Origin of the sequence: Plantibacter sp. Leaf1 (assembly GCF_001421315.1) — a bacterium.
Classification (GTDB): Bacteria; Actinomycetota; Actinomycetes; order Actinomycetales; family Microbacteriaceae; genus Plantibacter.
The window spans coordinates 202,520-215,400 of sequence record NZ_LMJX01000003.1 but is presented as its reverse complement, the minus strand read 5'-3'; the positions used below and the strand labels follow the sequence as shown (position 1 = coordinate 215,400).

General features: G+C 69.7%; 11 protein-coding genes. 8 read left to right on the top strand and 3 right to left on the bottom strand.

The window, feature by feature from the left end:
* Nucleotides 1-98: 98 nt before the first annotated feature.
* From ASE44_RS14910 to trpS, 3 genes are all read left to right on the top strand, one after another.
* On the top strand, nt 99-1,382 hold the full coding sequence (locus ASE44_RS14910; protein WP_056781612.1) for a YihY/virulence factor BrkB family protein: 1,284 nt from the start codon (nt 99-101) through the stop codon (nt 1,380-1,382).
* A 48-nt stretch (nt 1,383-1,430) separates the two neighbouring features.
* Entirely contained in the window at nt 1,431-2,276 is an 846-nt protein-coding gene (locus tag ASE44_RS14905) for an exodeoxyribonuclease III (protein WP_056012940.1), read from the top strand.
* Nucleotides 2,277-2,346: 70 nt separating this feature from the next.
* A complete protein-coding gene (gene trpS, locus ASE44_RS14900) occupies nt 2,347-3,351 on the top strand; it encodes a tryptophan--tRNA ligase (RefSeq protein WP_082456119.1) in 1,005 nt (334 codons plus the stop codon).
* A 116-nt stretch (nt 3,352-3,467) separates the two neighbouring features.
* Here trpS and glpK read toward each other — a convergent pair whose 3' ends face one another.
* From glpK to ASE44_RS14885, 3 genes are all read right to left on the bottom strand, one after another.
* Nucleotides 3,468-4,982, bottom strand: a complete 1,515-nt coding sequence (glpK, locus tag ASE44_RS14895) for a glycerol kinase GlpK (protein ID WP_056781610.1) — start codon at nt 4,980-4,982, stop codon at nt 3,468-3,470.
* A 98-nt stretch (nt 4,983-5,080) separates the two neighbouring features.
* Nucleotides 5,081-5,833 (bottom strand): MIP/aquaporin family protein, encoded by a 753-nt coding sequence (locus tag ASE44_RS14890; protein ID WP_082456118.1) that lies wholly within the window; start codon nt 5,831-5,833, stop codon nt 5,081-5,083.
* Nucleotides 5,834-5,982: 149 nt separating this feature from the next.
* On the bottom strand, nt 5,983-7,719 hold the full coding sequence (locus ASE44_RS14885; RefSeq protein ID WP_056781608.1) for a glycerol-3-phosphate dehydrogenase/oxidase: 1,737 nt from the start codon (nt 7,717-7,719) through the stop codon (nt 5,983-5,985).
* Nucleotides 7,720-7,853: 134 nt separating this feature from the next.
* Between ASE44_RS14885 and ASE44_RS14880 the strand changes: the two genes are divergently transcribed.
* The 5 genes from ASE44_RS14880 (at nt 7,854) to ribH (ending at nt 12,802) form a co-directional block, all read left to right on the top strand.
* Nucleotides 7,854-8,840, top strand: a complete 987-nt coding sequence (locus ASE44_RS14880) for a sugar-binding transcriptional regulator (RefSeq protein ID WP_056012949.1) — start codon at nt 7,854-7,856, stop codon at nt 8,838-8,840.
* A 340-nt stretch (nt 8,841-9,180) separates the two neighbouring features.
* Complete coding sequence (ribD, locus tag ASE44_RS14875; RefSeq protein ID WP_235522660.1) at nt 9,181-10,299, top strand: bifunctional diaminohydroxyphosphoribosylaminopyrimidine deaminase/5-amino-6-(5-phosphoribosylamino)uracil reductase RibD; 1,119 nt, start codon at nt 9,181-9,183, stop codon at nt 10,297-10,299.
* Entirely contained in the window at nt 10,280-10,978 is a 699-nt protein-coding gene (locus ASE44_RS14870; protein WP_056781604.1) for a riboflavin synthase, read from the top strand. Before ribD ends, ASE44_RS14870 begins: the two co-directional genes overlap by 20 nt.
* Nucleotides 10,975-12,252, top strand: coding sequence for a bifunctional 3,4-dihydroxy-2-butanone-4-phosphate synthase/GTP cyclohydrolase II (locus ASE44_RS14865; RefSeq protein ID WP_056781601.1), 1,278 nt, complete (start codon nt 10,975-10,977; stop codon nt 12,250-12,252). The genes ASE44_RS14870 and ASE44_RS14865 overlap by 4 nt, the downstream gene beginning before the upstream one ends.
* 79 nt (nt 12,253-12,331) lie before the next feature.
* Nucleotides 12,332-12,802, top strand: a complete 471-nt coding sequence (ribH, locus tag ASE44_RS14860; protein WP_056781598.1) for a 6,7-dimethyl-8-ribityllumazine synthase — start codon at nt 12,332-12,334, stop codon at nt 12,800-12,802.
* Nucleotides 12,803-12,881 lie beyond the last annotated feature (79 nt).

Sequence of the window (12,881 nt, the reverse complement as noted above, 5' to 3'; positions counted from 1 at the left end):
TGCACCGCCCGACGGCGACCAGGAGGCCGTCGGTGCCTGCCGACGGGACGGCGTGCGGGCAGCCGACGAGGCGGTGCGGCCGCTTGTAGGCTGGCAGGGTGACCAGTCCGCGCGCCTCCACGAAGGACGCCACCGACGCTGACGGTCACGACGACGACGAGCGGACGCCACTCCCCCGCCGCACGCTCCAACAGACCCCGCCGCCGCTCGTGTTCCAGTGGATCCAGCGGAGCGAGAACCCCCTCGTCCGCCGGCTGGCCCCGCCGGCGGCGCGCGCGGAACGCGCCACGACCTGGGTGATGCGGCTGAAACCGTACCGGGTCGTCCAGCGCTACCTCGACATGGACGGGAACCTGCTCGCCGCGGGCATCAGCTTCCAGGCCGTGTTCGCCGTGTTCGCCGCCGTGTACGTCGGCTTCGCGATCACCGGCATCTGGCTCGGGAACAACGCCGAGGTCTTCCAAGCCCTCGTGGAGATCATCAACCGCGCGGTCCCCGGACTCATCGGCAGGGACGGCGAGGGGATCATCGCCGAGGAACAGCTCTCGAGCGCCTCCCTCCTCGGCTGGACGGGCGTCATCGCCGCGGTCGGTCTCATCTGGACGGCGATCGGGTGGCTGTACTACACGCGGCAGGCCGTCAGGTCGATCTTCGCGCTGCCGAAGGTCGCGGCGAGCTTCTTCCTGTTGAAGGTCGTCGACCTCGTCCTCGCCCTCGCCTTCGGCGTCCTGCTCCTCGTGTCGGCGACCCTTTCGGTGGCCAGTACCCAGGCACTGAGCTGGCTGCTGTCGCTCGTCGGACTCGACGGCACCTTCTGGCTGACGGCCGGGAGTCGCCTGGTGGGTCTGATCGTCGCGGTGGTCGTCAACCTCGTCACGCTCGGCGCGATGTACCGGGTGCTCAGCCGCATCAGGATCCCGTGGCGGAACCTCTTCGGGGGCGCGCTCCTCGGCAGCCTCGTCCTCTCGCTCCTGAGCGTCGCGAGCAGCGCGGTGATCGCCGGCGCCTCCCGGAACCCGCTCCTCGCGACCTTCGCGGTCTTCATCGGTCTGATGCTGTGGTTCAACCTCGTGAGCCGCGTGATCCTCCTCTCCGCGTCGTGGATCGCCGTCGGCCTCGAGGACCAGGGCGTCAACGTCCGGACGACGACGCCCGAGGAACAGGCAGCCGAGGAGGCCGCCGCCAGACGCCTCCTCGCCGAGGTCGAACTGCGCGAGGCACGGGACGCCCGCCGACGTGCGAAGGGCCCGGCGGTCTGGTTCGCCCGACGGCGCCTGCACCGCGCCGAGGAGGCCGTGGCCGAGGTCGACCGACAGCAGCAAGCAGGCTCCGGCGGTGCCGTGACGGACGGCCCCATCGCGCCCCACCGCCGTCGCTCCTGACGGCCTCCGGGCCGGAGCGTTGTCAGCCCCCGCGACTAAGCTGGTGGCATGTCTGCACCCCTCCGCATCGCCAGTGTCAACGTCAACGGAGTCCGCGCGGCCTTCCGGAAGGGCATGGGCGACTGGCTCGAGCACCGCGGGGTCGACATCCTCGCCCTGCAGGAGGTCCGCGCCGCGACGAGCGACCTCGAAGGCCTGTTCGGCCCGGAGTGGAACATCCTCCACGACGCCGCGACCGCCAAGGGACGCGCCGGCGTCGCCATCGTCAGCCGCCGTTCGGCCGGGATCCACCGCGTCACCCTCGGCGACGACGACTTCGACAGCGCCGGTCGCTGGATCGAGGCCGACTTCGACGTCGACGGCACCCTCGTCACCGTCGTGAGCACCTACGTGCACTCCGGCGAGGTCGACACCCCCAAGCAGGTCGAGAAGTTCCGCTTCCTCGAGGCGATGCTCGAGCGGCTGCCAGCGTTGCGCGAGCACAACCCGCTGTCGCTCGTCGTCGGCGACCTCAACGTCGGCCACACCGAACTCGACATCAAGAACTGGAAGGGCAACGTGAAGCGTGCCGGCTTCCTGCCCGCCGAACGCTCCTACTTCGACCGCTACCTCGGCCCGGACGGCGAGACGGTCACGGGTGTCGACGGCGTGACCGGGACGGGCCTCGGCTGGGTCGACGTCGGGCGCCAGGCCGCGGGCCAGGTCCCCGGGCCCTACACCTGGTGGTCGCAGCGCGGCCAGGCCTTCGACACCGACACCGGCTGGCGCATCGACTACCAGCTCGCCACCCCGGAGCTCGCCGCCCGGGCGTCCGGCTACACGATCGACCGTGCGGCGGCGTACGACCAGCGATGGTCCGACCACGCCCCCGTCGTCGTCGACTACTCCCTCTGACCACCGGCACCGCGCCACCCATCACCCCGTGCCACCGGCTCCGGCCGCTCACCCCTCTGCGAGAATCCACATGACCAAGCCACGCCTCTACTCCGGTATGCAGCCCTCCGCCGATTCGCTCCACCTCGGCAACTACATCGGCGCCCTGCTGCAGTGGAAGCAGATGCAGCAGGAACACGACGCCTTCTTCAGCATCGTCGACCTCCACGCGATCACGGTCCCGCAGGATCCCGCCGAGCTGCGCGAGAAGACCCGCCGGACTGCCGCCCAGTACATCGCCGCGGGCATCGACCCCTCGGTCTCGACGCTGTACGTGCAGTCGCACGTGCCCGCGCACGCCCAGCTCGCCTGGGTGCTCAACACCATCACCGGCATGGGTGAAGCCGCGCGCATGACGCAGTTCAAGGACAAGTCGGCCAAGCACGGCCGCGACGCCTCCTCGGTCGGGCTCTTCGCGTACCCGATCCTCATGGCCGCCGACATTCTGCTCTACCAGACGGACATCGTGCCGGTCGGCGACGACCAGCGGCAGCACATCGAGCTCACGCGCGACCTCGCCGAGCGCTTCAATTCGCGCTTCGGCGAGACCTTCGTCGTACCGAAGGCGCAGATCCAGAAGGAGTCCGCGCGCATCTACGACCTCCAGAACCCGACGTCGAAGATGTCGAAGTCGGCGGAGACCCCGGCCGGGATCGTCTGGTTGCTCGACGAGCCGAAGGTCACGCAGAAGAAGATCATGCGCGCCGTGACCGACACCGACGGCGTCATCGCCTTCGACGCCCAGGAGAAGCCCGGGGTCTCGAACCTACTGAGCATCTACTCCGCGATCACCGGCTCCCCCATCGAGTCCGTCGTCGGCGAGTTCGAGGGCCGCGGCTACGGCGATCTCAAGAAGGGCCTGGCCGAGGTGGTCGTCGGCGAACTGGAACCGGTGCGCGCGCGGGCACTGGAACTCCTCGACGACCCGGCCGAACTCGACCGCCTGCTCGCCGTCAACGCGGCTCGCGCCTCCGAGGTGGCCGAGCAGACCCTCGCCGAGGTCTACGACCGCGTCGGCCTCCTCCGCCGCGCCTGATTCCACCGTCCGCCCGGCTGGGGCGAGTGCGCCGGAGATCTCCCACGGGAGATGATCCCGAACGACAGAACGGCCCGCCCTCCACGAGGAGGACGGGCCGTTCCGGTCTCTCGGGACTACTGCACGTCGTCGTCGACCCAGTCGAAGGTCTTCGTGACGGCTTTCTTCCAGTTGCGGTAGAGGCGGTCGCGCTCCTCGGAGTCCATGTTGGGCTCCCAGCGCTTGTCCTCCTGCCAGTTCTTCGCGAGGTCGTCGAGGTCGGACCAGAAGCCGACAGCGAGACCGGCCGCGTAGGCCGCGCCGAGCGCCGTGGTCTCCGCGACGACCGGTCGGATGACCGGGACACCGAGGATGTCGGCCTGGAACTGCATGAGCGTGTCGTTGGCGGTCATGCCGCCGTCGACCTTGAGCTCCGTCAGCGGGACACCCGAGTCGGCGTTGACGGCGTCGATGACCTCGGCCGTCTGGAACGCTGTCGACTCGAGGGCGGCACGAGCGATGTGGCCCTTGTTGACGTAGCGGGTGAGCCCGACGAGCGCACCGCGGGCGTCCGGGCGCCAGTACGGCGCGAACAGCCCGGAGAACGCCGGCACGAAGTACGCGCCACCGTTGTCCTCGACGGTCTTGGCGAGCGCCTCGACCTCGGGAGCGGAGGAGAACATGCCGAGGTTGTCGCGCAGCCACTGCACGAGCGAACCGGTCACCGCGATCGACCCCTCGAGCGCGTAGTGCGGCTTCGCGTCGCCGAGCTTGTAGCCGAGCGTCGTCAGCAGACCGTTCTCGGAGTGGACGATCTCCTCACCGGTGTTGAAGATGATGAAGTTACCGGTGCCGTAGGTGTTCTTGGCTTCGCCCTGCTGGAAGGCGGCCTGACCGAAGGTCGCCGCCTGCTGGTCGCCGAGGATGCCGGCGATCGGCGTCTCGCGGAGGAGGCTGTCGTCGGACGCGTGGCCGTAGATCTCGGAGGAGCTCTTGATCTCCGGGAGCATCGACTTCGGGACGTCGAACGCCTTGAGGATCTCGTCGTCCCACTGCAGGGTCTCGAGGTCCATGAAGAGCGTGCGCGACGCGTTGGTGACGTCGGTGACGTGCACGCCGCCGTTGACACCACCGGTGAGGTTCCAGATGACCCAGCTGTCGGTCGTGCCGAAGAGGAGGTCGCCCGCCTCGGCCTTCTCGCGCGCACCCTCGACGTTCTCGAGGATCCAGACGATCTTCGTACCGGAGAAGTAGGTCGCCAGCGGCAGACCGACGGTCTTCTTGAACCGCTCGACCCCGCCGTCCTTCGCGAGGCGGTTCACGATGTCCTGCGTGCGCGTGTCCTGCCAGACGATCGCGTTGTAGACGGGCTGACCGGTGGTCTTGTCCCACACGACCGCGGTCTCGCGCTGGTTCGTGATGCCGATCGCCGCGATGGCGTGCCGGGTGATGTTGGCCTTGCTGAGCGCCTGGCCGATGACCTCGCGGGTGTTGTTCCAGATCTGGTTCGGGTTGTGCTCGACCCAGCCGGCCTTCGGGAAGATCTGCTCGTGCTCGAGCTGGCCCGTCGAGACGATCGATCCGCTCTTGTCAAAGATGATGGCCCGGGAACTCGTCGTCCCCTGGTCGATTGCGATGACGTAGTCCGCCATTGGATACTCCTTCGTTGCATGCGTTACGAGGTGAGGCACCGGAACCGGTACCCCGGGGTGCCGCGACGGCCGCGTCAGCGCACCGTCGCGGCGTCAGGTCAGACGGCCGGGAGGAGCACCATCGAGGCGAGCGCGGCGAGGACACCACCGAGGAGGGGGCCGACGACCGGCACCCAGGCGTACGACCAGTCGCTCTTGCCCTTGCCCTTGATGGGGAGGAGGGCGTGGGCGATGCGCGGGCCGAGGTCACGGGCGGGGTTGATCGCGTAGCCGGTCGGGCCACCGAGTGAGGCACCGATACCGACGACGAGCAGGGCCACCGGCAGGGCGCCCAAGGCGGCGAGTCCTCCAGGGACGCCCTCGATGACCACGGCGTCGGGTCCGGTCTTGCCGAAGGACATCACGACGAAGACGAGGACGAAGGTCGCGATGACCTCGGTGACGAGGTTCCAGCCGTAGCTGCGGATCTCGGGGCCGGTGGAGAAGACACCGAGCTTCTTGCCCGGGTCCTCCTCCTGGTCGAAGTGCTGCTTGAAGGCGAAGTAGGTGAGCACGGCACCGATGAAGGCACCGACCATCTGCGCCGCCCAGTAGACGAGCGCCGTGACGAAGTCGATCGACCCGGTGGTGAGGAAGCCGATCGTGACGGCGGGGTTCAGGTGTCCGCCGGAGGCGTAGGACACCGTGACACCGGCGAAGACCGCGAGGCCCCAACCGAAGTTGATGAGCAGCCAGCCGCCACCCAGACCTTTGGATTTCGTGAGGATCGCCGTGGCGACCACACCGGTACCGAGGAGGACGAGCATCGCCGTCCCCACGGTCTCGGAGAGGAAGATGGTTCCGAGGTTCATGTCTTCATTGACCTTTCATAGGTGTGGTCCCCGACGGGGGCTGCGCCTGCGCGCGAGCCCCCACCGGGCGAGGGTTTCACTGACCAGTTGTTTGTAAGGTAGTCAGCTGGCCTTGCACAGGACAAGGCCCTTGCCTGCACGTTCGTGCATTATGAGAACGCCGGGGCCTCCTGGCTCGTGCCGAGGCGCAGGTCGACCTGGTGCGCGTCGCGCAGCCGGTCGAGCGCCGCCTCGATCTCGGCCGTGCGCTCGGCGTCGTCCCAACCGAGGACGCCGCCCACGACGCGGGCCAGTTCGTCGACGAGCGCGGCCGTCAGCGAGCCGGTGAACGCGAGGCTCGTCCGGCGGTGCAGCACGTCCGACAGGTGCACGACCTGCTCCTGCTCGACGAGGTACTCGAGCTCCTGCACGCTGTAGTCGGCCGCGCCCTGCAGTCGGTCGTCTCCGTGCTCGGCCAGGTGCTCCAGGAGCGCTGCGGCCTTCGTGCCGTAACGGTGCAGGAGCTGCTCGGCGCGCTGCACGCCGACACCGTCCTCGTGTGCCGCCACCCAGGTGCGCGTCGCGGAGTCGGTGCGGGGGAACCCGGCGCCGCCACCGATCGCGAGCCCGAGGGTCTCGACCGGACGCGGGGCGCCGATGACCTGCAGCACGTCGCCCGCCAGGTGCTCGGCGAGCGCCCGGAAGGTGGTCCACTTGCCGCCGACGAGGCTGAAGACGGTCGTGGACGGACGTGCAGCGGCCATGCGTCGCTCGATCCGGTAGTCGCGCGACACGAAACCGGGGGCCTCGTCGTCGTGCTTCGGCAGCGGGCGGATGCCGGAGAACCGGTAGACGATCTGCTCGCGCGAGGTCGCGATGGTCGGGAAGACGTGCTTGACGAGGTCGAAGAAGTAGTCGACCTCCTCCTCCGTGCAGACGCTCGGCGTGCTCGGGTCGGCCTCGATGTCGGTCGTTCCGACCATGACCTTGCCCTTGAGCGGGTAGATGAGGACGATCCGGCCGTCCTCGTGCTCGAAGAAGATCTCGCGGCCCTTGGTGGCGGCGTAGAGCTCCGGGTTGTCGAGCACGATGTGCGAGCCCTTGGTGCCGCCCATGTACCTGGTCGGCTCGCCGAAGCCGGCGTTCGTCAGGTCGGTCCAGGGACCGGAGGTGTTGACGACGACGTCGCTCGCGACGGTGAAGGTCTGGCCGGTGACGGTGTCGCGCAGCTCGACGCCGTCCGCTCCCATGCCGACCGCTTCGACATAGTTGACGGCGCGGGCGTGCGGTCCGGCGGCGAGCCCGTCCATGAGCACGTCGAGCGCGAGGCGCTCCGGGTCGTGCATGGAGGCGTCGTAGTAGGTCGCCGTGTACTTGAGACCCGGGTTCATCTTCGGCAGGTCGGCGAGCGACTTCTTGCGGCCGTGGAAGCGGTGGCGCGGGACGCTGCCGCCGTCGCGAGAGAAGGAGTCGTAGGCGGTGAGGCCCACCTTGATGAGCAGCGCACCACGCTCCTGGGGCTTGCCCTGCTTGTGGGTGAGGAAGCGCAGCGGGGCGGAGAGGATGCCGGAGAAGGTCGAGAAGATCGGGACCGTGGTCTCGAGCGGCTTCACGTAGTGGGGCGCGATCTTGATGAGCCCGTTGCGCTCCTGCACCGACTCCTGGACGAGACGGAACTCGCCGTTCTCCAGGTAGCGGATGCCGCCGTGGATCATGTGGCTCGACGCGGCCGAGGCACCGGAGGCCCAGTCGTTGCGCTCCACGAGCGTGACGTCGACGCCCTGGAGGGCGAGGTCGCGGAAGGTCGCGATGCCGTTGATGCCGCCGCCGACGATGAGGACCGACGCCTGCGGGCGGTCGATGACGGACTGGACGGTCGGACGGGGAGCTGACGACTTGAGGGACATGAGATGCCTCGCTTCTTCGCGGTTGGAACGCGACGCCGCCGGGTTTGCGCGCCGCTGAATGATGTGACTGAATACATCGTGACAGCACCTGCAACTCTGAACAGCCCTAGTGAACAAACGTGCAAGGAGACCCGATGTCGCTCGCAGACGCGCTCAGCCAGCCGGACCGGACGGCTGAGGCGCTCCGTGCGGCACAGCTGTACTACGTGCAGGACCTGACCATGGAGGCCATCGCCCAGGAACTCCACACCTCGCGGTCGTCGGTGTCGCGCCTGCTCGGATACGCGCGGGAGAGCGGGCTCGTCGACATCCAGGTCCGGTCGCCGCACGACATGCCCTCGCGGCTCGAGGCGGAGTTCCGCGACCGGTTCGGGGTGACCGCCCACATCGTCCCCGTCCCCGACCACACGAGCGACATCGACCGCCTGGAACGCGTCGCCCTCTCGGCTGCACGTTTTCTCGGCTCCGTGTTCGACTCGAACATGACGCTCGGTCTGGCATGGGGGTCGACCGTGAGCGCCGTCGCGCGCCACCTCACCCCGAAGCGGACCCACAACTCGCAGATCGTCCAGCTGAACGGCGCGGCCAACACCCGGACCTCCGGCATCCTCTACGCGAGCGAGATCCTCCACCGCTACGCGGACGCGTACGGCGCCTATGCGCAGCAGTTCGCCGTGCCCGCGTTCTTCGACGACCCGGCGACGAAGCTCGCGCTCTGGCGGGAGCGCAGCATCCGCCGGGTGCTCGAGATCCAGCGGCGGATGGACGTCGCGCTCTTCGGGCTCGGATCGCAGCTCTCGGGGGTGCCGAGCCACGTGTACGTCGGCGGCTACCTCGACGACAGCGACTTCGAGGCGCTCGCGAGCGCCGGTGCCGTCGGTGACGTCGCCACGGTGTTCTTCCGCGCCGACGGCTCATGGCGGGACATCCCCTTCAACAACCGCGCGTCCGGACCGGACCTCGACGTGTTGCGCGGCGTCTCCCGCCGGATCTGCGTGGTCGCCGGGGCGGCCAAGGTCCCACCGCTCCTCGGCGCACTCGCCGGCGGGCTCATCTCCGACCTCGTGGTCGACGAGGGCACCGCGCGCGCGGCCATCGACCAGCACGACGCCCAGCGCTGAGGGCGACCACCCCGCAGGACGGAGCCCGGCAACGGGGCGTCATCCGAGCCGGGAATAGGGCGGCCACTCAGCCCGTTGACCTAGACTCGACAACACGTAACGTGCTCCGGGGTCGGTGAGAGTCCGAACCGGCGGTGATAGTCCGCGACCCGTGCAACGCGCAAGCGATGCCCGGTTGACCTGGTGGAACTCCAGGACCGACGGTTATGAACGCGTCTGATCGCAGGCGGCGTTCGAGTCCGGATGGAAGGAGGCACGGGCGTCGGCCGATGGTCGACGCCTGCGAGCACCTGCCCGCGACCCCGGATTCCGTGTCAGTACCGACCGAGAAGACGGACCGATGGACGCAGGACCCGCGACACCCACGGCGACGAGCCGCGAACGGCAGGCGATGCTGCGCGCGCTCGAACTCGCCGCGAACGGGCCGGCCCGCGGCGTGAACCCACGCGTCGGGTGCGTCATCCTCGACGCCGACGGAGCCGTCCTCGCCGAGGGCTGGCACCGCGGTGCCGGCACCGCTCACGCGGAGGTCGACGCGCTCTCCCGGCTCGCGCCGGGGGCGGCTCGCGGCACCACCGCCGTCATCACCCTGGAACCTTGCAACCACACCGGACGGACCGGCCCCTGCGCCGTCGCGCTGATCGAGGCCGGCGTCGACCGCGTCGTGTTCGCCGTCGACGACCCCGGCCATCATTCCGGCGGGGGCGCCGAACGGCTGAGGGCCGCGGGCGTGGCGGTCGTCTCCGGTGTACTCGCCGACGAGGCCGAGGCCTTCCTCGACGACTGGCTCACCGTGGCCCATCTCGGACGCCCGCTGGTCACCGTGAAGTGGGCCTCGACCCTCGACGGCCGGATCGCGGCGAACGACGGCACCAGCCGGTGGATCACCGGCGAGGCCGCACGGATCGACGTGCACCGACGACGGGCGGCGCACGACGCGATCCTCGTCGGCACCGGCACCGTCCTCGCGGACGACCCGAGCCTCACCGCACGACACGCGGACGGGACCCTCCTCCCGGAGCAACCGGTCCCCGTCGTCATGGGCGACCGCGCCATCCCCGCCGGCGCAGCGGTGCACCGCCACCCCCGAGCGGCGATCCTGCACCACGGACACGACCCGGCGGCGCTCCTCGCCGAGCTCCGCAGCACGGGAGTCCGCAGCGTGTTCGTCGAGGGCGGTCCGACCGTCGCCACCGCCTTCCTCCGGGCCGGGCTCGTCGACACCGTCCTGACCTACCTCGCGCCGGTCCTCCTCGGCGGCCCTCGACTCGCGATCGGCGACCTCGGCGTGGAGACCATCCGAGATGCGATCCGCCTCGAACCCGTCGGTGTCGAACACCTCGGTGACGACCTCCTCATCATCACGACCCCCACCCGCCACCCGGTCGAGTCGGTTCCAGCCGGCCACACCGTGTCGCACCCAGAGAACGGACTAAGCCATGTTCACGGGCATCGTTGAAGCACGCGGCACCATCGTCGCCATCGACCACGGCGAGGCGTCCGCCCGGTTCACCGTCCAGGGTCCGGTCGTCCTCGAGGGCACCCGCCACGGTGACTCGATCGCGGTGAGCGGGGTGTGTCTCACCGTCGTCGAGCAGACCGCCGACACCTTCACCGCCGACGTCATGGCGCAGACCCTCGCCATGAGCATGCTCGACGGCGCCACCGTCGGCAGCGCCGTCAACCTCGAGCGCGCCGCACGCGTCGGCGACCGCCTGGGCGGCCACATCGTGCAGGGCCACGTCGACGGCACCGGCACCATCGTCAGCACCGTCCCGGGAGACGCGTGGCGGATCGTCCGGATCTCCCTGCCGGACGACCTCGCTCCGCTCGTGGTCGACAAGGGGTCCATCACCGTCGACGGCGTCTCCCTCACCGTCAGCGCGGTCAGCGGACCCGACGCCGCCGAGCAGTGGTTCGAGGTCTCGCTCATCCCCGAGACGCTCACGGCGACGACCCTCGGTGACCGCGTCCCCGGCGACCACGTGAACCTCGAGACCGACATCCTGGCGCGCCACGTCGAGCGGATGCTCGCCTACCGTCACCGTGCCGGAATCGACCTCCCCAGCAGTGCCGACGCGGAGCCGCGCACCGCGGACCCGCTCGCCACGACCGCCACCGAAAGGGGCAACGCATGAGCATCGCCAGCATCCCTGAGGCCCTCGAGGCGCTCCGTCAGGGTCGACCCGTCATCGTGGCCGACGACGAGGGGCGCGAGAACGAGGGCGACGTCATCCTCGCCGCCGAATCCGCGACGCAGGAGTGGATCGCCTGGACGGTCAAGCACTCCTCCGGCTTCATCTGCGCCCCGATGACGAACGAGATCGCGGACCGACTCGCCCTTCCGCCCATGGTGGCCGTGAACGAGGACGCCAGAGGCACCGCCTACACGGTCACGGTCGACGCCGCCGACCGCCTCAGCACCGGCATCAGCGCCGCCGACCGCGCCCACACCCTCCGGGTGCTCGCGGACCCGGCCTCCGTGCCGGCGAACCTCTCACGGCCCGGACACATCGTCCCGCTCCGTGCCGTCGACGGCGGCGTGCGCGAGCGCGACGGACACACCGAAGCCGCCGTCGACCTGCTGAAGCTCGCCGGTCTCGTCCCCGTCGGTGCGATCTCCGAGATCGTCGCGGACGACGGCGAGATGATGCGGTTGCCCGGCCTCATCGCGCTCGGTGAGCAGGAGGGGGTGCTGGTCACCACGATCGCGGCGCTCATCGCCTTCCTCGAGGACAACCCCGACGCGGCCGCCGTGTGCGCCGAGGAACGCGCGAACCAGGCGACCATCCCCGAGTCCTCGAACGTGTCGTTCGAAGTGGAGACGACCGTCCCGACGACGCACGGTTCCTTCCGGCTTCGCGCCTACCGCGACCGCCGCACCGGTGCCGACCACCTCGCCATCATCGCCGGCGACCCGCAGGCCACCGGCGCGCTCGTCCGCGTCCACTCGGAGTGCCTCACGGGTGAGGCGTTCGGCTCGCTCAAGTGCGAGTGCGGACCCCAGCTCGACAGCGCCCTCGACACCATCCAGCGGCACGGCGGTGTCGTGGTCTACCTGCGCGGACACGAGGGCCGCGGGATCGGGCTCATCAACAAGCTGCGCGCCTACCGGCTCCAGGAGGACGGCCTCGACACGCTCGACGCCAACCTCGCGCTCGGGCTGCCGGCCGACGCCCGCGACTACACCGCGGCGAGCGCGATCCTGACGGACCTCGGGATCACCTCCGTCCGCCTGCTCTCGAACAACCCCGAGAAGGAGCGGCAGCTCACCAACCACGGCATCGCCGTGAGCGAGCGCGTCCCGCTCGTGGTCGGCGTCGGTCTGTACAACGAGGGCTACCTCGAGACGAAGCGCGACCGCATGGGACACAGCATCGGGTTCGACCTCGAGCCGGAACCGCACCAGTAGTCCGACCAGCCCCTCGACAGCCTCGGGGAACACCACACCAGCAGCCCCGATCCGTTCGGGAACGACGACAGGAGCCCGCATGAGCGGCGAAGGATCACCCACCATCAGCGTCGACGGCACCGGCCTCGACATCGTCATCGTGGCCGGCACCTGGCACGAGACCATCACGGACGGGCTCATCGCCGGCGCCGTGAAAGCGCTCGACGCCAGCGGCGCCGGCCACCGACTCATCCGCGTCCCCGGCAGCTTCGAACTCCCGGTGGTCGCCAAGGCGGCCCTCGAGGGTGGTGCCGACGCGGTCGTCGCGCTCGGCGTCATCATCCGTGGCGGCACCCCGCACTTCGAGTACGTCTCCGACGCCGCCACGAGCGGTCTCACCCAGGTCAGTGTCCAGACCGGCAAGCCCGTCGGTTTCGGACTCCTCACCCTCGACGACGAGAAGCAGGGACTCGACCGCGCCGGCCTCCCCGGTTCGAAGGAGGACAAGGGCGCTGAGGCCGCGGACGCGGCCGTGGCGACCGCCGTCATCCTCCGCGAGCTCCGCGGCTGAGCCCTCAGCACCGCCGAACGGCGGCGTCCCCGTACCACGGCACCCGGTCAGCGGGATCCGAGTACCGGAACGCCGCCGT